Here is a 20,890-nt window from a genome sequence, read left to right on the forward strand (position 1 = left end):
CAGCAAAGGCCGATGTTCTAATCGGCCTTCATCAAGTATTTATTGATTGCACTGTCGTATAATCCAGCCATGAACAGTGCAAACTATATCGATATTATTCTCGTCGGCGGCGGTCACGCCCACGCCCAAGTTATCAAAATGTGGGGCATGAAACCCTTGCCGGGTATTCGGCTAAGTTTAATTAGCCCCAGCAGTTACACCCCCTACTCTGGAATGCTACCAGGCCTGGTTGCAGGGCATTACAGCTTCGAGCAAAGCCATATTGATTTAAGGCGCCTATGCCAGTGGGCCAATGTACGTTACATCAATGAGCAGGTGCTCGCCGTTAACTGTGATGAGAAAAGCATAAGCCTTGCGGCGCAGCCCGAGCTCGAGTTTGACTACCTTTCGATTAACACGGGTATCACACCAGATCTAGATATCGAAGGGGCGAAGGAATTCGCCATCGGGGTAAAGCCCATCAGTCAGTTTTATCAAAAATGGCAGCAGCTTTTGCAATATGATCACAGTGTGAGCAGCGTTGTTGGTGCGGGTATCGCAGGCATTGAGCTCAGCCTAGCGATGGCAGAGCGGCTCAAAAAAGAAAACAAGACCGCCAAGCTGCAACTGATTTATCCTCAGCAGCAGCTACTACCCAATGCACCAGATAAGCTACGCAAACATTTACAAAAAGCGTTGGATGAATACCAAGTAGAGTGTTTTCCCAATCATCGCGTCAATCGCTTTTTTGCATCAAGTATTGAATGTTCGTTAAATGACGAAACAATAAATCTCAATTCAGATTTTCACTTACTATGCACTCAAGCCAAACCGGCAAATTGGGCTCAAGCGTCAGGTATAGAATGCGATGAAGAAGGTTTTATTTTACTGAACGATAGTTTGCAATCCATCAGCCACCCCTGGCTATTCGCAGCGGGCGATACTGCCCAACAAATTAAGCATCCAAGACCCCAAGCCGGAGTCTTTGCAGTGCGCCAGGGCCCAACGCTATTTAAAAACTTAAAGCGTATCGCACAAGGTAAAAAGCTTAAGCAGCACAAGCCCCAAAAAGAATTCTTAAAGCTGATCAGCCTAGGTAAAAAATCAGCCGCCGCTAGCCGCGGGGATAAATCTGTATCCAAGCCAGGCATGACGGAAGCTTTAGTGTGGCAATGGAAGAATCGCATCGATCGTAAATTTATGGCGATGTTTGAAAAGCTTCCAGCACAAATGTCGAGCCACAAGAAAAAGGGCAAGCATAAGATAAACATCCCTGAAAGCCAGCGACTACCTGATATGCACTGCGGCGGCTGCGGCGCCAAAGTGGCCGGCGACGCCCTGAGTAAAATACTCAATCAGCTTAAAACTAGCCCGGCACTCGATCAAAAAAACCTTGGTGAAGATGCTGCACGTTTAAATATCGACACAGAAAAGCAAATCTTCCAGAGTGTAGACAGCTTCCACGGTTTAGTGAGCGATCCTTTTGAACAGGGTCGCATCGCTACCCTACATGCCATGAGTGATATCTTTGCGATGGGCGGCACTGCTCACAGTGTGCAAGCCCTCATCAGCATCGCCCATGCCGGCGAAAACATTGTAAATCGAGACCTTAAGCGAATACTGCAAGGTATTCTTTATGAGTTAGAGCGACACAAAGCATTATTGATTGGCGGACATAGTAGCTTGGCAGAAACAAGCCAAATAGCTTTGGTGGTAAACGGTCATACCGACAAAAACCATAAGCTGATGAAATCAGAATTGCGTGAGGGCGAGCACTTAATTCTCAGCAAAGCCCTAGGTCATGGTTTAATGTTTGCAGGTCAACAAAGCCTAACAAGCAAAGGCCCATGGCTGGATGCTGCGATTGAACAAATGCTGCAATCGAATTTTAATGCAGCCCAACTCGCGATCGAATACGGTGCATCGGCCTGCACAGATATTACCGGTTTTGGTTTGGGCGGCCACCTATTAGAAATGCTGATCGGCAGTAATGCTAGCGCAGATATTTACGACTCTAAGCTACCCTATCTCGAAGGCGCAAAGAACCTTATTGAACGGGGAGTTCGCAGCAGCTTGTATCCGCAAAATATGCGTGAAATAGCAAAACACTGTAATGGTGATGCCCCAGAAATATTGGCAGACCCGCAAACTAGCGGCGGTTTGCTAATGTCTATTTCTGCAGATAAATCCGAGGCTTTAATAAATGCGCTTAAAGAACAGGGGTATAACTACAGCGCCCATATAGGCACTGTAATCCCAAAAGGCGGGCACTATATTAACTTTACTGAACATTGAGGCTTCTCGTTTCAGAAACGGCCGCATGACCACCAGCCATCAATGATTGAATGCCACCTTGATGCAATTCGAGCTTGACGGTGATTTGACTGGGTGATGCCGGAGACATGGCATAGCCCTGCTCAATCAAAAACTCACTTTTATCGATGGCCTTTTTCTCATACAAGTAGCAAGCCAGCGGCCCTGCCGCCATGCCAGTTGCCGATTCTTCTTCAATGCCATAACGCGGGGCAAACATTCTTGCCGTGGCATCTGCTGTACCGGTATAACTTTCACGACTGAAAATATAAAAACCAATTAAGTCATATTTTTCTGAAAGTGCTTCAACTTTTTCTTGATTAATATTAAGTTGCTCCAATGCGCTCTGGCTATCCACTTCGGCAATCAAAAAGCTATTTCCGGTATTAACGATCAAGGGCTCTGAAGACAACTTGGTTTCAGCTATGTTCAAAGCCGCCAGAACCTCTTCCCTGTCTTTATTAACCGAAACAAACATTGGGGCTATCTGCTCCATAAATGCGGCACCCGATACCAGCTTAACAGCCCTGTTACCATCAATGGTTTCCTTGGAGCTTTCACTGTTTTTTAATAAGCCTTGCTGAGACAGATAGCTAAATGTAGCAACCGTTGCATGGCCACAGTGGGCAATTTGTCGGGTGGGGGTAAAGAATTCCAATTTGATGTCGGCCACATCGGAGTGCGAGACGAAAGCCGTTTCGGACAGCCCTACTTGTGCTGCTATTTCTAGTTTCTGCTCCTTTGAAAAGCGATCAGCATCCAATACTACTCCAGCTGGGTTACCACCACGCCCATCTACAACGAAGGCATTTACAATCGAGACATCAATATTCATGGGCGTTTCCTCTACAATTTACTTGCTCGCTTTATATCTTTCTAGCAAGCATCAGATGATCCAGTAAGTGCCCGCCAGCACCATTCGATTTGATCAACAGTGGTATTTGAAGTAGTGCTGACGAGCCATTGTAGACTAGCAACTTAGAGCATACTCTAAGTCAAAGGCCTTGATAAAACTTAGGCCTTAAATTGCATATCTTTGCAGATGGGGGCTCACTTGTCGTTTGAGTTTGCGGTTTTGCTGATACATTTAATTAGACAAGCGCTTTATTTTCGCTTCGGTGACGTCGATATAGTGGTCGATATTCTTTTTTTGTTCTTTTAATTTCTCTAGATGTATTCTCAATGCCACTAAGGCGTCTTCATTACGCCCTTCCATGGAGGCGGTTACGTAACCTTTGATATCTCGCAGTGACATGCCAGAATTCTTCATGCAGGCCACCCAGTTAATCAGCTCTACGTCGGTATCTGAATAATTACGATGGCCGCTGCTGTCCTTTTTTGGCAGTTCCAATACGCCTTGTTTTTCATAGTAGCGAATGGTGTGCGCGCTAATGCCGGTAAATTCACTGACTTCTTTGATTTTCATTGATTTACTCGCCGAGCTGTGGTGTTGATATATTTCCAAGTTTAACAATAACTAGCCAAGACGTTTGAAACAAGCAGCAATGAGGCCTGACCGTTTTTAGTCCCTACAAGAGCTGCCCTAGAACGCGCTTAAACCATCCGCGGGCGCTCGGGTCGCGGTGTCCATACCGCTTTACGGTTCTAGATCAGCTCTTGTAGGAACTAAAATCTACTTAGGCTATGTAAACCCACCCAGGTAGGTAAAGAGTCCATATACCCATGCAAAACCTTCAAAAGTAAGGACGCTTTTGGAGAGCCCCCAGGACTAATTCCCTTGGAGGGAATTTGGGCTTGGTGCCAACTGAAAACCCCGGATGGTTTTCATCCATGGGTTCACGGCGCGTTTTGCATGGGTATATGGACTCTTTACCGGTTCGAAGGGAACACACAACAAAGAACAATCCCCAACATATTACTGTAAGATACAGTTATTAAGATGATTACAGAGCCTGAAGATACAAGAGCCTCAACATGATAAAAAGACGACAGTTTCTGCAGCTTGGAAGTATTGGAATCGCCAGCGTACCGGCCAGCGCCAGCATTAGCGCTCTATCACAGCGCCCGGAAATACAAACCGGCATAAGCAGTGGTGATGTTAGTCACAATGGTGCCGTTATATGGGGGCGTACCGAAAAGCCATCATTAATGTGGGTTGAGCTTAGCAAAGATCCGAGTTTCAAACAGAGCCTACGATTCGCCGGCACCGCCGCAATAAAGGAAACTGACTTTAACGCCAAAACTTACCTGCGAGGTTTAAGCCCAGCGCAACAATATTTTTATCGCGTGCAATTTGAAAGCCTCGACAAACCAGGCCTATTTGGTGATATACAACAAGGGCAATTTAAAACAGCCCATAAAGATACCGGCCGCATTCGCTTTTGTTGGTCAGGAGATACTGCCGGGCAAGGTTACGGCATTGATAGTAACCGAGGCGGCATGCATAGCTATGCTGAAATGTTAAAACGCGAGCCCGATTTTTTAGTGCATTGTGGTGACTTAATTTATGCCGACGGACCTATCCCCAGTGAGATAAGTTTAAAAGATGGCAGCACTTGGAAGAATGTAGAAACCCAAGGTAAAAGCAAAGTTGCCGAAAGCACCCAAGAGTTTCGGGAAAACTATTACTACAACTTTCTTGATCCCAAATTTCGCCAGTTTCACCAGCAAGTGGCTAGCTACCAACAGTGGGATGACCATGAAGTTGTTAACAACTGGTACCCAGGCGAACAACTACTCGATGATAAACGTTACACCGTAAAAAGCGCCTCACTACTGGCTGAGCGCGCACGTCATGCACTACTAGAATGTAACCCCATCAGCCTAAACGCCAAAGATCCAAGACAAATTTATCGCAAGGTCAGTCATGGCCCTATGTTGGATATCTTCTTCTTGGATATGCGCAGTTATCGCGGCCCCAATAGCTTAAACCGACAAGAAAAAGCCTCAGCAGAGACCGCCTTCTTAGGGGAAGAGCAGCTACAGTGGCTAGAGCAATCGCTGGCTGAGTCAAAAGCCAGCTGGAAAATTATTGCTAGCGACATGCCACTTGGGCTGAGAGTTACAGAATGGCAAAGTGAAGTGGCCGAAAATGCGGCCAATGGCGATGGCCCAGCGCTAGGTCGCGAATTAGAGGTAGCGCACCTGCTGGAGTTTATTGCCAAGCAAGATATTCACAATGTGCACTTTATTACCGCCGATGTGCATTATTGTGCCTCCCACTATTACAACCCCAACAAAGCTCAGTTCAAAAACTTTAAACCCTTCTGGGAATTTGTCAGCGGCCCCCTTCATGCGGGTAGCTTTGGCCCCGGCGAGCTCGATAACACCTTCGGCCCAGAATTGATATTTAAAGGCATACCCGACGATATGCCGCCCAATTCACCACCATCAGATAACTACCAGTTCTTTGGTGAGATTGAGATAGATGGCTTTGAGAACACCATGACGGTGAAGCACTTTAATCGCCTTGGCAAAGAGCTTTGGCGCAAGACTTTAAAATCTGAAGCATAATATTCGGCAAAAACACCTCAAGCAGAATATTCCCCCAGACAAGCCGAAGCCTATAGCAATAACTACGGCTTCGGTTAGCGGCTGGACGCCACATTATCCCTGCCGCCATAATAAGCCCGACTTTCTAACAGCAATAAGAAGACTATGATGAAACTCCGCTTATTGGCTGCCGGCATTAGCGCAGCCCTGATGTGCAGCAGCTTAACCCTACCGCTGGCCCACGCGGCCGACAAAGCCAAAGACGACGAGAAAGCCAAGTGGGACGTTAACGCCCCCCAAGGTGAGTTTATCGATGCCAATATCGACGTGCGTGAAGGCACCTGGATGAACATCGATGTCAGCCCCGATGGCAAAACCATTGCCTTCGACTTGCTGGGTGATATCTATACCCTACCGATTGGCGGTGGCGAAGCGACCGCACTAATGACCGACATCGCTTGGCAGATGCAGCCAAAATTCAGCCCAGATGGCAAACACATTGCCTTCACCTCTGACCAAGGCGGTGGCGACAATATCTGGATTATGAACAGCGATGGCAGCGGACAAACAGCCGTTACCGATGAAACCTTCCGCTTGCTTAATAGCCCAGCGTGGAGCCCAGATGGCGACTACTTAGTGGCACGCAAACACTTTACGGGTACACGTTCATTGGGCGCCGGCGAAGTTTGGATGTATCACAAAGCTGGCGGCAAAGGCTTGATGCTTACCAAGCGCCCAAATCAGCAAAAAGATCTAGGTGAGCCTGCCTTCTCACCGGATGGCCGTTACGTCTATTTTTCACAAGACGCCACCCCTGGAAAAACCTTCCACTACAGTAAAGATTCTGAAAAAGGCATTTATAAAATAAAGCGCTATGATCGCGAAACCGGCGAGATCAAAGTGATTCTGTCTGGCCGTGGTGGCGCTATTCGCCCAACACCTTCCAGAGATGGCCGCTACCTTGCTTATATTGCTCGCGAAGATTTTCAAACCACTTTATTTTTACTGGATTTGAAAACCGGCGAGAAGCGCAAGCTTTATGACAAGCTTGAGCGCGATATGCAAGAAACCTGGGCTATTCACGGTGTATACCCAAGCATGGCTTGGACACCGGACAATAAAAACCTCGTGTTTTGGGCCAAGGGAAAACTGCATAAGCTCAATATCGACAGCCTAAAGGCCGAGAATATTCCATTCCATGTTAAGGCGAGCAAAAAGCTGCAAACCACCGTGCGCTTTGATCAGAACATTGATCAAGACAACTTCGATGTGAACATGCTCCGCAATGTGCAGGTTTCACCGAATGGTAAGCAGGTAATTTTTGAAGCTCTGGGGCATATATACAGCCGCAACTTACCCAATGGCAAGCCAAGCCGTTTAACCAAGCAAAGTGATCACTTTGAATTACAGCCAAGCTTTTCTCGCGATGGCAAAAAGATTGTATTCAGCACCTGGGATGACCAAGAGCAAGGTAGTATTCGTGTAATGTCAGCGCGTGGCGGTAAAGCTAAAGTTATTAGCAGCGAGCCTGGCAAGTATGTCGAGGCGGCCTTCTCACCTGATGGGAAACATATCATCTACCGCAAAGCCAAAGGTGGATACATTACTGACCCTAAATGGGGACTAAACCCAGGCATTTATCGCGTAAGCAGCAAAGGCGGCAAAGCTGAATTAATTACTGAAAAAGGCGTATTACCCCAGTACGGTTCGGCCAATGATCGCATTTATGTCATGCGCCATGGCGAGAAGCCATCCTTCGTTCGCGTAAATATCAAAGACAAAAAAGAGCAATCTTTATACGAAGGTAAATACGCTACCGAATTTAAAGTTTCACCTGATGGTAAGTACTTAGCATTCGCTGAGCGCTTTAAAGTCTTTGTAACGCCATTTGTAGAAAGTGGCCACTTAATTACCATTGGCCCGAAAGCGAAAAACCTACCGGTAAGAAAGCTTTCCGTACGCGCTGGCGAAAACATCAGCTGGAACGCCAAAAGCGATGAGTTATATTGGAGCCTAGGTGCCGACCTTTACCAAGCCGAGCTACAAGGCTTGTTTGATGTAGGCTCCTCCGATACCAAAAACAAAGAAGCCTTAAACAAGGAACCTGTCATTACCGCCATTGGCTTTAATCAAAAGGTCGATGTTCCTAGCGGCAGCATTGCCTTTGTTGGCGGCCAGGTACTGACCATGGAAGATGGCGATAAAGTTATCGACAATGGTGTGGTACTTGTTGATGGCAACCACATTGTTGCGGTTGGCAAAGCCGGTGAAGTGGAAATTCCAAAAGGCGCGAAGACCATCGATATTTCTGGCAAAACCATTATGCCAGGCTTAATTGATGCACACGCTCACGGCCCGCAAGGCAGCAATGAAATTATTCCCCAGCAAAACTGGAAGAACTACGCCGGCCTAGCATTGGGTGTAACCACGATTCACGACCCATCTAATGACACTACCGAGTTTTTCAGCGCTAGCGAATTGCAAAAAGCCGGTAAAATTGTAGGCCCTCGCCTATATTCTACAGGTACTATTTTGTACGGCGCCTCAGGCCCGGGTTATACCTCCCATGTGGATAGCTTGGATGATGCTAAGTTCCATTTATTGCGCCTAAAGAAAGCAGGTGCCTTCTCAGTGAAGAGCTATAACCAGCCACGCCGTAATCAACGCCAGCAAGTTATCCAAGCAGCTCGCGAGTTGGAAATGATGGTCGTGCCTGAAGGCGGTTCTTTGCTGCAACACAACCTAAGCATGGTAGCCGACGGGCACACAACCTTAGAGCACTCCATCCCAACAGAAAAAGTTTATGATGATATTAAACAATTCTGGACTGCAGGCGAGATGGCCTACACGCCGACCTTGGTGGTTGCCTACGGTGGTATTTGGGGCGAAAACTACTGGTACGATAAAACCGAAGTGTGGAAACACCCACGCCTAAGCAAATATGTACCGGCTGATGTTTTAGCGAAGCGCGCCATGCGCCGCCCTACTGCTCCGCATCATCACTACAACCATATTAGTGTTGCCAAAACCGCTAAAGAGCTAAGCGATATCGGTATTCTTACCAATATCGGCGCGCACGGTCAGCGTGAAGGTTTGGCTGCTCACTGGGAGTTATGGATGTATGCCCAAGGTGGCATGGAGCCTATGCAAGCCTTACGCACAGCGACCACCAACCCAGCCAAGTCTCTCGGTTTAGACAAGCACATTGGCTCAATCAAAAAAGGCAAGCTTGCCGATTTGATAGTGATCGATGGCAATCCATTGGAAGACATTCGCCAAACTGATCGTGTTGATTTGGTGATGGTTAATGGTCGTCTATTTAACGCAGAGACCATGGATGAAGTCGGTAATCGTGATAAAAAGCGTGAAGCTTTTTACTTTGAGAAATAAGTGATTCAATAAGCCTGATCAGCCGCCGCGGCCCGTTATTGTTGTCGCGGCGGTTTGATTAAAATAAGCAATCAGCTCTAGCACAGAGTTAATACACTAGCCCAAGCTCACCCCGCCAAGGCCACGCACTGCTCTTTTACAGTGCTTGAGCGCTAACTGCCAAACCTCGGCTTCCCATGCTGGATGATCAATCGCAAACGCTGCCCTTAAACGCCTACTGATTTCGCTTCGCAACTCTGCATCACAGTGCGGATTAAAGCCGAGCCAATTATCATCAATTAATGCGCGCGCAACTTTTTCGAATGGTTGGGTACCAAACTCTAGAGCTACTGAAACATTTGAAATTCCTTGCTCATCCAAGTACTGGCCCAAGTTACCCTGAATTGCTTCTGCATTACTCTGCGCCGAGCCCGGCACAAAGACATCACCAAACCATGCTTGCGCCAACGCTACTACAGCTTCACCAGGGCGCCCCGCATAAATCACTTCACACTCACCGGCTTCACCCAGCCCCGTATGTATATCTAAATGAACTACGAATTTGTAACGGGCCGAAAGAGATTTAACAATATGATGCCAATTCTCACGGGACCAGCTTTCAGCGGCACCACCGTAGAAGGTACAGTCGGCTCGATCGTATTGCCCTCCCATCATAGCCGCCTGAAAACTGGTCTCGCCATGCTCCGCTATATAATGTTCTACATTGCTATGGACAGCTTCTAGATCACTGCCTTGCCAGTTTTCAGGAAAGACTTCTTTGGCCATAGTAAGAAATGCTTCATTAACGGCAGGAGTTAATGAGAAGTCAGCAAAGTTTCGATTCAGATCAATATTATCTTCATTCACTCGGCGACCGTAGGAAAAACCATAAGGATTTAATCCATGCACAAATACTACAGAGGTATTTTCTGGGCAACTATCGAGAAAATCTGAACGCAATAGCGCACACTGAATAGCCGAGCCACAATAGCCTTCGATACCATGTACCGCGGAAGAAACTAGCAAACAACGATTCGCACTAAAGCGCCCAAAAAAAGCGACATCAATCGCAAGCTCTTCGCCATTAACACCCAAGCTATCGGGCATAGCATAACTTTCTACATACAGCTCTTTTTCTTGGCAAAGCGATAGAAATTCTTCGCGGGCAGCCTGGTAACTCTGGGCTAGTTTCATATCTAAAACCTTTCTACTTAGTCCTTGATTTTGTATGTGTGGCAAAGATCGTTTAATTTTGACAGCGTCTTCATTAAGGTATCCTTTTCCTCAGAGCTAATAGCCGTGTCTAAGTGACGTTCAAAATCCTTCATGCGAGCAACTAAGGCTAATGCTGCTTTTTCGCCCTTTTCTGTAATCGCCAGATTTTTACGCCTACGATCCTCGCTATCTTGCTCTACTGCCAATAAGCCTTTTTTCACTAGAGAGCTAACATTGCGAGTCACCAGGGCTTTATCGATATAGAGATGCTCGATAAGATCGGAAGGCGATGAGGCTTTACCAGAATATATAAACGTTAATACTCTCGACTCTCCTTGAGAGAGCGGCTCTACCGCTGCCACATCCTTCGCCTGGTTTGGCTTGCCCACCCGATACATAAGCATTTCGGTTAGAACTATTTGAAAAGGAATGTACTTATCGATATCAAAATCCTGCTGTTGATCTTCAGTTGTCATATTCAGTCGCTCATATCATTTTGTTTTTATAGTTTTACCACTTATAGCGTTTACGCCTCAAAACAAGCTTTCTATTATAAAGAAGCCCGAGGCCTCGCTATTTAAGTGCTTTTGCTGAAAATCTCTGCTTTCTCAAAATTATTGTTTACACAGTAAACTATATTGGTTTACATTGTAAAGCATAATAATTATCCAAGGCAGCATTTATCGCGAAATGCCCCCTGGAATACTTAGCCGCCAGATCGGTTCAACATGAAACGCTGGCAAGACAATATCGGAGGATATTCCTGTGAGAACGATAAGCACTATATTCAATAGCCGCCCTACCAGCTGTAAGCTCAGCGCATTGGCTTTGGCTACAGCGATTAGCAGCCAAGCTTCAGCCGCCAATCTCATTGAGGAGGTGGTGGTCACCGCGCAAAAGCGCGCCGAAAACGTTCAGGATATCCCTATCGCCATCAGCGCATACTCAGGCAATAAGCTTGAGCAAGCGGGTGTAGAGAACACCCTTGATCTTCAAGTGATAGATCCAAGCCTAGTATTTACCACTAATTCGGTGGTTGGCCAGCCATATCTGCGAGGTGTAGGCACTGATATTTTCTCACCTGGTGCAGAATCTAGTATCGCGACTTTTATCGATGACGTTTACCAATCGCGCTCTTACTCTTCGCTTCAGGATTTCTTTGATGTGCAACGGGTAGATGTGGTCAAAGGTCCACAAGGCGTGCTATTCGGTCGTAACGCCGCTGGTGGAGCCATTAGCTTCTACTCCAACAAGCCAAGCGACGAATTTGAAGGCAAGCTTTCGCTCGGCCTTGGTAACTACAGCAAGCAACGCATTGAGGGCATGCTTAATGTACCTTTAATCGAAGATAAGCTGAACTGGCGCATTGCCGGTATGACTAGCCGTCGTGATGGTTATGTAGAAAACCTACCTAGCGGCACCACTTTGGACGATGAAGATTATATTGGCCTTCGCAGTCATCTGCAGTTTTACCCAAGTGATGATTTGAGCCTGCTTTTAAGCGTTAATTACAGTCGTGAAGACAGTACTCGCAATTTGGGCATCTATGTGGATACCAGCAGCGGCTCAAGCATTGCCGATGGCTTTGGCGCTATTCGTTACGACGATCCGTATAAAGTTGCTATTAACGAAAACAGCAGAAACTTCTCGGAATCTCTTGGCGTTAATCTAAGCGCCGAGCTGCAATTAGATGGCAGCATTATCAAATCGATTACCTCCTATCGCGATGCAGAAGCGGATGTACATCTAGACCTGGATGGATCCCAACTCGACTACGCTTCAAACTCACCCAACTTTGGCTCTGAAACCATTACCCAAGAAGTTCAGTGGATTTCAGACAATGACAGTAACTTAGAATGGGTGACAGGAATATTTCTCCTCAAAGAGCAGGCTGACCAACAGTTAAATGTAGCTCTTACCTTCCCAGTTCCCGGCCTTTCGGATTTGCTTGATCAGCCAGATGGCAATGTTGTCACTAAGTCATTTGGTATATTTGGCAACGCCAAATACACTTTTTCAGACGAATGGGCTTTGAGTGCCGGCCTTCGTTATAGCAAAGACGAGCGGGAACTGGATTTTTTACAAACCATCATGACGGCCAGCACAAGACAAGTACTAGCGACTAATGAGCTAAAACAAGATGCCGATTATGAAGCACTAACCCCCCGCATGGTTTTAGAATACACACCAGATGAGGACACCCTTGCCTATGCGTCGATCTCGCGTGGCTACAAAGCTGGCGGATTCAGTACCAACACTTTTCAGTCTAACGCTTTCGATTCTGAATATGTTTGGGCCTATGAGTTAGGTTTAAAGTCAACTCTATGGGAAGGTCGTGCGCAGTTTAACTCTGCCGTGTTTTATTATGATTACGACGACCTACAGCTAAACACCATCCCACCGGGTTCGGCCGTTGGTACCTTCCAGATCGTGATCAATGCTGCGGCCGCTAAGGTGCAAGGTTTTGAATTTAGCTCCACCGTTTTCCCGGTTGACGATTTAGAGCTGAACTTTTCAGCGCAAATTCTAGATGCAACTTTCGAAGACTTTTCGGCACTTAATCCGAATGAGCTGGATAAGGGTGAAGTGGATCGCTCTGGCGCCCGCATGCCTCGTGCTCCGGAGTTAAGCTTAAGCTTTAGTGCCGAATATGAATGGCAAGTTGCTGATCGCCCGCTTACTGCAAGAGTCGATGTTCGCCATGAGAGCGAGCAGTTTTTGGATCCTTTCCAGGACAATGCTGTAGAACGTGATCAGAACACTATCATCAATGCCCGTGTAGGCTATGATTTAAGTGATGATATGCGCATCTCATTTTGGGGGCGTAACTTGGCCGATAAAGAAGTGGTTCAATCTTCTATTCGCGTAGATGGCTTAATTGGTACCGTGCAGTTTTTTGCACCGCCACGCACCTATGGCCTAACATTTGAAATGAACTTTTAAGGTATCTGACTATGTCCAGCAACCGCCCTATAGAGAAGCATATTGCATTACGTGGCAGCAACATCCATTACACCCGTAATGGCCCTGCTAGTGAAATAGCCATTTGCTTTCTGCCCGGTTGGGGCGGTTCACGCTGGGTATGGGATTACCATGCCGAGCACTGGGCACAGAACTTTAGAACCTTAAATATTGATTTCCCTGGCTTTGGTCACTCCGCCTTGCCACTAGGTACACGCACTGTTGATCAGCTTGCAAAAGATCTATGTCTTGTCCTAGATGAGGAAGATATAAAGCAGTGCATTATCGTTGGGCACTCCTATGGTGGCCTATTGGCAATGGCTATCGGCCAACTTCGCCCACAGCAGGTGCTGGCTGTTATCGGTGCCGATTCCTTTATTCATATGGATTTGTACCCACAACAAGCCCAGCAAACAATTGATGAAATGCTGGCCTATATCCGCCTTGATTATCAAGGAGCACTGATGGAGCTCGGCAGCAGTTATCTTACAGAAAATTGCCACCCTGCGATTAGAGCCTCGGTGTTAAGGGAGTTTAGAAGCAGTAAGCCAGGAGACGGCATAAAAATTTTGGCGATGTTTTTAAGTTACGATATGGGCAAAACCCTAAGCAGCTACCCGGGTCCAGTTGCCGCCATTGTAGATGGGAACAAATACGCCATTGAAAAAGAACGTTTTATTCCAGCTTTTTCAGAGCGCATAGATCTTTGCGTTGTAGAAAACAGTAACCACTTCTTGATGCTTGAAGAACCAGAGAAATTTGCAGAATTACTTACTCCGCTGATTACAAAGTTCAGTTCGCTTTAGCCTTTCTTTGAAAGGCTTTTTTTCCAGACCAGATCTCAAACAAGCTCAAATGCTTCAGCCAACAATTTGTGCGATCTTAAACGATCATTAAAATCGTAACAGATGCTCACCGTCATTAATTCATCAGCGCCATATTCTTCGGCCAAGGCAAGCAGCTTTGCTTTGACTTGCTCGGGCGAACCAATGGCTGAGCTTTGCATACGCTGACTTGCAAAAGCTTCTTCTTGGGGGCTTAGCTGATAGGCTGCGGCCTCATCAGGTGAACAGATTTCAGTATCGCTTTTACCCGCAATAAACTTCAAATAAGATACTAAACGACTACGGGCCAAATAATAGGCCTGCTCTTCGGTATCCGCCACCAGCACATTAACAGTCAAAGAGGTACAAGGCTTAGATAAACGCCCAGGGCCAGCTTCACTTTGAAAACAATGGCGATAATAAGCCAGAATGCGCCCATCCATTGCCGAGTTAATAAACAAAGCAAAGTTATAAGGCAAACCCAACTGCCCAGCCAAGGCGGCACTGTCTGGGCTGGAACCTAGCATCCACAAATCAGGCGCGCTCTCGGCGTGTGGCCTTAGCTTGGGCTGAAATTTTTTATCGTAAAGAATTTCTTGTAACCTGGCGGTCTGTTCGGGAAATTGTGAGAAGTCTGGCTGGCCGTTTTGCGCCAGCAAGCGCGCTGTTACCATATCGGTACCTGGCGCACGGCCAATACCTAAATCGATTCTTCCCGGATTAAGCGCGGATAAGGTCGCCCCCAATTCGGCGACCTTATAGGGCGTATAGTGGGGCAACATAATGCCACCACTGCCGATTCGAATACGCTCAGTGCTCGCGCCCAATGCCCCAAGCAAAACCTCTGGAGCACTGCCTGCCAAGGCATCAGTGCCGTGATGTTCGGAAACCCAAAAGCGATGATAGCCAAGCTCTTCTACATACTTAGCCAAACGCAAGGTTTCACTAAAGGCTTGCTCGGCACTACCGCCCTTGCGTAATGGGGATTGATCGAGAACACTTAACTTCATAATTAAAATCAGCCAACAAATTAATGTTAACCGCCAAGCAGTGCCTTTTCTTCAGCTTCACGCTTTTGCACAACTTCCTGACTGCGCACAAAAGCTACGTAGGCAGCTGTTTTTGGCCAGCGCGAGGCATCTAGTTTATAGCCACCGATTTCGGCATTGATAAACGGAGAAACCATGGCAATATCGGCAATGCTTAATTTGCCGTCGGCCAAAAATTCGGCGCCATTAACTACTGTTTCAACATAATCCAGTGCTTTAGGAATGCTACCGGCTTCGGCCTTGGCGATAGCTTCTTCATTGGTTTCTAAGCCACGCATTGGAGCAACTACGCGCTGAAAGAAAGGAACAAGCAAAGCCTCTACCAATGCGGTATCTGCAAACTCTTCTAGCCAGCGCGCTTCGGCGCGAGCTTCTACAGAAGTCGGCATCAAGCTTGGCTCTGGATAGCGCTCTTCGAGGTATTCATTAATAACGGTGGAATCAGAAAGATTGAAATCGCCATCGCTCAGCGCTGGAATTTTTCCTAGCGGGCTGACATCGGTATAACCTTCTGGCAAAGCACCTGGGAAAACCTGCTCATTTTCGTAGGCTACACCTTTGGCCTCTAGCACCAAAAGCACTTTACGAACATAGGGGGATAAAATTGCACCATACACTTTTGGCATCGCGGCTTCTCCTTATAGTTTTGAACTGTTTATTACAGTAGAGAAGCCGCAATATACCCTGAATAGGCAGGTCAGTGCTGCCATTTTTTGGGTATTTCTGCCTGTTTGCTTACAGGCTTATTTCATAGTTCGCTTTAGCGCGGGCAGCGATATTAAACTCCGGTATAGAAAATCACCTGCTGCGGCAACTTTTCAGTATTGATCACCTTACCCTTGGCCATCACCATAGATTGCCTGCGGATGTTGCGAATATCTTTTAGCGGGTTCGCATCCAACAATAGTAGATCTGCGGACTTACCTACTTCTACCGTGCCGAATTGTTTTAGGCCGCGAGCGGCGATAGCACCGTTTTTTGTGGCCGCTACAATAGCTTCCATTTCACTCATACCTAGCTCTACCAAACCTTCAATCGCTAGCAAACTACCAATACCCGCTTCTTGATCGATGCTCTTTGGAGATTTACGAAACTCTGGTGCTTTACCTTGGTAATTATCTGTTGCGATAGTGACACGGCAACCAGCTTTGATCAGGCGAATAGCATTATCGCGTTCGATTTCATAAAACTCACCTAAGCGGCCATTACGTGCACGTTGCTCGGCGCTGGTCACTGGGGCGGGGGCATTTTCTAAGGCTTTTAGCGCGGCATTACGACGCTGCAAATGCTTCTGCCACATATCTCCGGTAAAGGTGTTGCTGCGCATTGCACAGATCACATCTTTCTCAACAATCATATCGATTAAATCTTGCGGGTAGCGGCGGCTTAAAATTTCTGGGTGCTGAATTAAGTCGATGCCGGCTTCCACCGCCATGCGTAGGGCTTCAGGGCTGGTTGCATGGGTTTCGGCAACCAAACCACGCTTGTGAGCTTCTTCAACAATCACTTTTTGTGTACGCGGCGAGAAGCCAATCAAAGACGGATAGCCAAAGTGGCTAGTGCCGCCATACTTTAAAAAGTTTGGCCCTTTATCCAAATAATCATTAATGGCTTTGCGCAGCTCTTCGGGCCCCATATCCATGGTTTCTTCACCAACACCTTGTGCAATGCTGTCATTCCATTTTTGTTGGAACAAGGTTAGATCAGATTCTTTAATCAGTGAGAAGGTTAAGGAAAACGGCCCCCCCCAACCAATAATATTACCGGCCACCAACATACGAGGCCCCACGGCTTTACCGGCTTCAATATCATCACGCACCTGCATTAGCGGCATTAATGAGCCGTAGCTATCACGCACGGTGGTAACGCCGCGCTTAAGCTGACGCTGCACAAACTCAAGCACTAGCTCATCATTACGCTCGCCGTATTTCACGACGGTTTCTTTGCGGCGGGCATTACCATAAATAGAAGCATGTACATTGGTATCGATAAAGCCCGGCAGCAAATACTTACCTCGGCCATCAATCACTTGCACATAGTCCGGCAAGCTCAAGCTGCCCGCCTTCCCTAGGCCTTTAATCACGCCATCTTCTACCCATACACTCTGGCGCTTTAGGGGCGTGCCACCATTGCCGTCAATCACGGTAACGTTGTTGATGGCATAGGCATGGCGACGTTTGGTCTCGGCCTGCGTTTGCCAGCTCAAAGTCAGCGCCACACAAAAGGCGGTCAGTAGGGCCACGGGCTTTATGGCTTTCGTTTTTACTGGGCTGGCGTTTTTAAGAAAGGAAAGGCAAATCTTCATAGAGGCTCCATTTCGACACAGAGGTAGCTGCACGCTTTAGAATACAGATTGTATACAATATACGAACATTAGCATTAATGTTACTATCGAGCAAAGACTCAATCGGCAATCTGAGGAGCTTACCGAGCTCACCGTCTAGCCAAGTACAGGAGCCCAGCGCAGGAGCCAATATGAAAAACAATAAGTACTCGAAGTTGAACACTACCGCGAAGCTAATCTGCTCTATTACCGCCGCCACTTTATGCTTGGGCGCCGCCAGTGCAATTGCTGATAAGAGCACAGACAAGCAGGCCTCCAAGCCTAGATCCCCTTCCGAGATTAGCGCACAAGCCAAGAACAGTAGCTGGCGTGATATCGATAATGAAAACCTGCTACGCATGCAACTTGATACCGGCACGGTTTGGATTGAGCTAGCCCCGCAATTTGCGCCCAATCATGTTAGTAATACTAAAGCTTTGGTACGCGAAGGCTTTTACGATGGTTTAAGCATTTACCGTTTTGTTGAGGGCTTTGTTGCTCAGGGTGGCGATGCCTCTGAGGAGAAGGCCATTAAGAATGCTAAGCGTGCGATTAAGAGCGAGCGTTACACGAGCAATAAAGTAGACTTTACTCCGCTAGGCTTTAAGGACAGTTTTGCGGAAGACACGGGGTTTGTAGCGGGCTTTGCGGCAGCTAAGAATTCGAAAGGTGAAAGTTGGATGGTACATTGCCCGGGTGCGTTTGCGATGGCCAGAAACAATCCGGTTGATAGTGGCGGTACAGAATTCTACGTTGTTCTTGGCCATGCCCCTCGCTATTTAGATAGAAATGTGACGGTCTTTGGTCGAGTGATTTCCGGTATGGGGGCTTTGTTATCGTTACAGCGTGAAAAGCCGAAGGATGAAAGCAAGGAGTACAACCCTATCCGCTCTGTGAAAGTAGCGGCCGATCTAAGCAAGGCCGAGCAAAAGAATTGGCAAGTTATGAAGACCGATTCTGCGGATTTTAAGGAGCTGATTCTGTCGCGAGCCAATCGACCTGAGGAGTGGTTTGTAGAGCAACCGGGTGTTGTTGATGTTTGTGGTGTGACAGTGCCTAGTAGAGAAAGTGGATCCTAGTTTAATCGATCGAATATTCTCTATAGGGATTCTTAGAGATCAATTAGAACTGACCGATTTCAGGCCGTAGGGTAGCGGGTCTGGAACGCGCTTAAACCATCCGGGGCGCTCGACTTCGCAGCGTCCATGCTGCTCCACGGTTCCTGACCCGCTACCCTACAACCTAAAATCTACATTGTTAACACCTGAAACTTTGCTTACAACTACCAAAAAGCTATCCAGTGATTTAGTCCTACCAAAGAATAAAATCCAAGCAATCAAAAAACACACAACTGTAGAATATGGAGGGTAGGGTTCGCTATGCTGGGGCGTCTCCGACTCGGAGGAGGAGCCGAGCTAGCATGGATGCTGCTTTTTGCGTACCCGGCATAGCGAACCCTACCCTCCATAGTCGGCCCGACTTGCACGTATCCCCAACACTAAGAACCATTTAGAGAGACATAAAAAAGGCGTGAATAAATCACGCCTTCTAATCAAACCATAACTGCAAATTCTAATTAGCCAACACTACAGCCTCATCTGCAACATCTGACTTAAGCTGCAAACGCTGCTTCAAATAAAACGCCAACGCCGCCATTAACAGTAACGCCACATCCGTACCCCAAGCCTGCGGCGCCCACAAAGAAAAGCCCTGACTTGCTTGCAACACAACATCAAACACAGCCGTAATCGCTAGCAACATAGCACTCAGAGCCATCGACTGAACAAAGCCTGCTTGCATATTATCACCACGCCAAGCTTGCCAAGCGACAAATAGAAGGCCTAGTACAAAAGCAGCGCCAGAATACCAAATAGAGCTTGTCGCAAAACTTAAAGTCGTAAACGCTGGCAGCCACTTAACGAAAAGAGCCCCCGCAAAACCAAAGGCACTGGCAACCGGAACCGCAAGCAATCCCCAATAAACTAAACGAGCCTGCCAATCAAATGGACGACGGCGTAACCACAGATAAAGACCTGTAGCCGGCAGCAAACAACTTAAAATACCCAAAGCAAAGTAAATAAACTTCATCATAGGGCCACCAAAAGTTGCATAGTGCAAAGGCACCGAAGCTGAGTAGACTCGTAAGGCAACATTATCGTGAATGTAATCTACAAACTTAATTGGCTCGCCAGTATCGACACGATATTTTGCAAAACTATCGATACCCAAAGTTTCCGGGTAGCTACCGTAAACCAAAACGAACATATTTTTGTCGCCAGGATAAACCGCTGTAACACGCTGAGGATTAAAACCCGCTTGCATATCCTCACGGGCCTTCGTTACAAAAGGTTGCATAGCCGGAATAGGAGCTTGCTCATGAGACATCTCTGGATCTTTACCAAAGATATCCGCAATGGCAGCATCTTGATCGCCACCGTAGGCCACCAATGCCATCATAATTAAAATGACACCCAGCAAGCCCAACAAAGCCCCAGTAAAACCAATAGTAATATGGAAAGGTAGCGCCCAAAAACCAGATAACTTATGGAGATCGCTCCACTTGTGGCGATCTTTTTGATCGAAACGTAACTGATCGGATTCGCGTCGCCAGTTTCGGTGAATCAAAATACCACCGACAGCCATCATCATAAAAATGACACCCAACACACCAATGGCGTAGCGACCCCAAGGGCTAGGCAGATAAAAATCTGTGTGGATCTCACGTACAATTTTACTGATGCCCATTTGCTGGTGGGCAATAAGCTCGCCAGTGCTGCCATCCCAATAACTTAAATGCCAAGCCTCATCGCTTTCGGTATGGGTATTACTTAGCAAGAAGCGTTGTCCAGGGGTATCCTGGCGAACATTGAAGACCTCGACATCGCGACCATCCTCACCACCAAAATCGGCAATGGCACGCTGCATAATTTTATCTACCGGCGCATCATCAAAACGGCCGGCAACGGGCCCATAAGCATTGGATAGCTTAGCACTTTCCCAAATGGCGATTTCGCCGTGGAAGATACTGACCGTGCCACTAAAGCACAGCACAAAAATAAAAATACCAAGGGCTGCGCCCAGCTGCTTGTGGCAGCGCATTAAGCCTTGGAAGAAAGCACGCTGTTTGTTTTTTTGATCGCTCACAACTGCATACCTCCGATGGCTATCAATAACAGAGCACAAGCTACAGATAATAAAATCCATGCGCTGCGAGAAAATCGCTCGCGACTAAATAGCCACAAGCTAGCCCAAGCCCAAGTGATAGGCACCGAAAGGCCCGCCCAGAAGGTACGGTGCAAAGGTTTTTCTAAGGGTAAGAACTGCGCCATAAAAACCGCTGCAAACAAGGCAAAGATTAAGCCCAGAACGATAGCCGCGGTAAGTGCTCTAGCTGAAAAACCCAT

15 protein-coding genes are annotated in these 20,890 nt (G+C 47.2%); 6 read left to right on the forward strand and 9 right to left on the reverse strand.

All coding sequences use genetic code 11. The annotated features are described in order from the left end of the window. The first annotated feature begins 69 nt into the window (after positions 1 to 69). Complete coding sequence (selD, locus tag Q1A41_RS09560) at positions 70 to 2,274, forward strand: selenide, water dikinase SelD (protein ID WP_299977721.1); 2,205 nt, start codon at positions 70 to 72, stop codon at positions 2,272 to 2,274. Here the strand turns inward: selD and Q1A41_RS09565 are convergent. Next, positions 2,261 to 3,127, reverse strand: coding sequence for a PhzF family phenazine biosynthesis protein (locus Q1A41_RS09565; RefSeq protein WP_299977724.1), 867 nt, complete (start codon positions 3,125 to 3,127; stop codon positions 2,261 to 2,263). The genes selD and Q1A41_RS09565 overlap by 14 nt on opposite strands. Positions 3,128 to 3,379: 252 nt before the next feature. After that, a complete protein-coding gene (locus Q1A41_RS09570; protein WP_299977727.1) occupies positions 3,380 to 3,718 on the reverse strand; it encodes a MerR family transcriptional regulator in 339 nt (112 codons plus the stop codon). 509 nt (positions 3,719 to 4,227) lie between these two features. Here Q1A41_RS09570 and Q1A41_RS09575 point away from each other — a divergent pair. Both Q1A41_RS09575 and Q1A41_RS09580 read left to right on the forward strand, forming a co-directional pair. Further along, complete coding sequence (locus Q1A41_RS09575; protein WP_299977730.1) at positions 4,228 to 5,766, forward strand: alkaline phosphatase D family protein; 1,539 nt, start codon at positions 4,228 to 4,230, stop codon at positions 5,764 to 5,766. A 144-nt stretch (positions 5,767 to 5,910) separates the two neighbouring features. Continuing rightward, positions 5,911 to 9,135, forward strand: coding sequence for an amidohydrolase family protein (locus tag Q1A41_RS09580; RefSeq protein WP_299977733.1), 3,225 nt, complete (start codon positions 5,911 to 5,913; stop codon positions 9,133 to 9,135). Between the two features lie 96 nt (positions 9,136 to 9,231). Here Q1A41_RS09580 and Q1A41_RS09585 read toward each other — a convergent pair whose 3' ends face one another. Both Q1A41_RS09585 and Q1A41_RS09590 read right to left on the reverse strand, forming a co-directional pair. Further along, positions 9,232 to 10,308: a DUF2817 domain-containing protein gene (locus Q1A41_RS09585; protein ID WP_299977736.1), complete on the reverse strand. Its 1,077-nt coding sequence runs from the start codon at positions 10,306 to 10,308 to the stop codon at positions 9,232 to 9,234. Positions 10,309 to 10,325: 17 nt separating this feature from the next. Then, positions 10,326 to 10,805, reverse strand: a complete 480-nt coding sequence (locus Q1A41_RS09590; RefSeq protein WP_299977738.1) for a MarR family winged helix-turn-helix transcriptional regulator — start codon at positions 10,803 to 10,805, stop codon at positions 10,326 to 10,328. Between the two features lie 289 nt (positions 10,806 to 11,094). Here Q1A41_RS09590 and Q1A41_RS09595 point away from each other — a divergent pair, with 289 nt between their 5' ends. Both Q1A41_RS09595 and Q1A41_RS09600 read left to right on the forward strand, forming a co-directional pair. Further along, on the forward strand, positions 11,095 to 13,272 hold the full coding sequence (locus tag Q1A41_RS09595) for a TonB-dependent receptor (RefSeq protein ID WP_299977741.1): 2,178 nt from the start codon (positions 11,095 to 11,097) through the stop codon (positions 13,270 to 13,272). Between the two features lie 11 nt (positions 13,273 to 13,283). Next, a complete protein-coding gene (locus Q1A41_RS09600) occupies positions 13,284 to 14,096 on the forward strand; it encodes an alpha/beta hydrolase (protein WP_299977744.1) in 813 nt (270 codons plus the stop codon). A gap of 35 nt (positions 14,097 to 14,131) precedes the next feature. On the opposite strand, the gene Q1A41_RS09605 is transcribed toward Q1A41_RS09600, so the two are convergent. The 3 genes from Q1A41_RS09605 to Q1A41_RS09615 all read right to left on the reverse strand — a co-directional run bounded on the left by Q1A41_RS09605 (position 14,132) and on the right by Q1A41_RS09615 (position 17,468). Continuing rightward, positions 14,132 to 15,124 (reverse strand): LLM class flavin-dependent oxidoreductase, encoded by a 993-nt coding sequence (locus Q1A41_RS09605; RefSeq protein ID WP_299977747.1) that lies wholly within the window; start codon positions 15,122 to 15,124, stop codon positions 14,132 to 14,134. A gap of 26 nt (positions 15,125 to 15,150) precedes the next feature. Continuing rightward, positions 15,151 to 15,789: a glutathione S-transferase family protein gene (locus tag Q1A41_RS09610; RefSeq protein WP_299977750.1), complete on the reverse strand. Its 639-nt coding sequence runs from the start codon at positions 15,787 to 15,789 to the stop codon at positions 15,151 to 15,153. A 152-nt stretch (positions 15,790 to 15,941) separates the two neighbouring features. Beyond that, complete coding sequence (locus Q1A41_RS09615; RefSeq protein WP_299977753.1) at positions 15,942 to 17,468, reverse strand: amidohydrolase family protein; 1,527 nt, start codon at positions 17,466 to 17,468, stop codon at positions 15,942 to 15,944. Between the two features lie 170 nt (positions 17,469 to 17,638). On the opposite strand from Q1A41_RS09615, the gene Q1A41_RS09620 reads away from it, so the two are divergent. Continuing rightward, complete coding sequence (locus Q1A41_RS09620) at positions 17,639 to 18,565, forward strand: peptidylprolyl isomerase (protein WP_299977756.1); 927 nt, start codon at positions 17,639 to 17,641, stop codon at positions 18,563 to 18,565. Between the two features lie 493 nt (positions 18,566 to 19,058). On the opposite strand, the gene Q1A41_RS09625 is transcribed toward Q1A41_RS09620, so the two are convergent. Next, positions 19,059 to 20,630 carry a PepSY-associated TM helix domain-containing protein gene (locus Q1A41_RS09625; protein WP_299977759.1) on the reverse strand — a complete coding sequence of 524 codons (1,572 nt, stop codon included), beginning with the start codon at positions 20,628 to 20,630 and terminating at the stop codon, positions 19,059 to 19,061. Further along, positions 20,627 to 20,890, reverse strand: a complete 264-nt coding sequence (locus tag Q1A41_RS09630; RefSeq protein WP_299977762.1) for a hypothetical protein — start codon at positions 20,888 to 20,890, stop codon at positions 20,627 to 20,629. The genes Q1A41_RS09625 and Q1A41_RS09630 overlap by 4 nt, the downstream gene beginning before the upstream one ends.

This window comes from uncultured Pseudoteredinibacter sp., assembly GCF_947502065.1.
In the GTDB taxonomy this organism is placed as follows: Bacteria; Pseudomonadota; Gammaproteobacteria; order Pseudomonadales; family Cellvibrionaceae; genus Pseudoteredinibacter.

What these genes read in the sequence shown, in the direction of transcription:
- selD (WP_299977721.1), top strand. Translation starts at nt 70, where the DNA reads ATGAACAGTGCAAACTATATCGATATTATTCTCGTCGGCGGCGGTCAC.
- Q1A41_RS09565 (WP_299977724.1), bottom strand. Translation starts at nt 3,127, where the DNA reads ATGAATATTGATGTCTCGATTGTAAATGCCTTCGTTGTAGATGGGCGT.
- Q1A41_RS09570 (WP_299977727.1), bottom strand. Translation starts at nt 3,718, where the DNA reads ATGAAAATCAAAGAAGTCAGTGAATTTACCGGCATTAGCGCGCACACC.
- Q1A41_RS09575 (WP_299977730.1), top strand. Translation starts at nt 4,228, where the DNA reads ATGATAAAAAGACGACAGTTTCTGCAGCTTGGAAGTATTGGAATCGCC.
- Q1A41_RS09580 (WP_299977733.1), top strand. Translation starts at nt 5,911, where the DNA reads ATGATGAAACTCCGCTTATTGGCTGCCGGCATTAGCGCAGCCCTGATG.
- Q1A41_RS09585 (WP_299977736.1), bottom strand. Translation starts at nt 10,308, where the DNA reads ATGAAACTAGCCCAGAGTTACCAGGCTGCCCGCGAAGAATTTCTATCG.
- Q1A41_RS09590 (WP_299977738.1), bottom strand. Translation starts at nt 10,805, where the DNA reads ATGACAACTGAAGATCAACAGCAGGATTTTGATATCGATAAGTACATT.
- Q1A41_RS09600 (WP_299977744.1), top strand. Translation starts at nt 13,284, where the DNA reads ATGTCCAGCAACCGCCCTATAGAGAAGCATATTGCATTACGTGGCAGC.
- Q1A41_RS09605 (WP_299977747.1), bottom strand. Translation starts at nt 15,124, where the DNA reads ATGAAGTTAAGTGTTCTCGATCAATCCCCATTACGCAAGGGCGGTAGT.
- Q1A41_RS09610 (WP_299977750.1), bottom strand. Translation starts at nt 15,789, where the DNA reads ATGCCAAAAGTGTATGGTGCAATTTTATCCCCCTATGTTCGTAAAGTG.
- Q1A41_RS09615 (WP_299977753.1), bottom strand. Translation starts at nt 17,468, where the DNA reads ATGAAGATTTGCCTTTCCTTTCTTAAAAACGCCAGCCCAGTAAAAACG.
- Q1A41_RS09620 (WP_299977756.1), top strand. Translation starts at nt 17,639, where the DNA reads ATGAAAAACAATAAGTACTCGAAGTTGAACACTACCGCGAAGCTAATC.
- Q1A41_RS09630 (WP_299977762.1), bottom strand. Translation starts at nt 20,890, where the DNA reads ATGGGTTTTTCAGCTAGAGCACTTACCGCGGCTATCGTTCTGGGCTTA.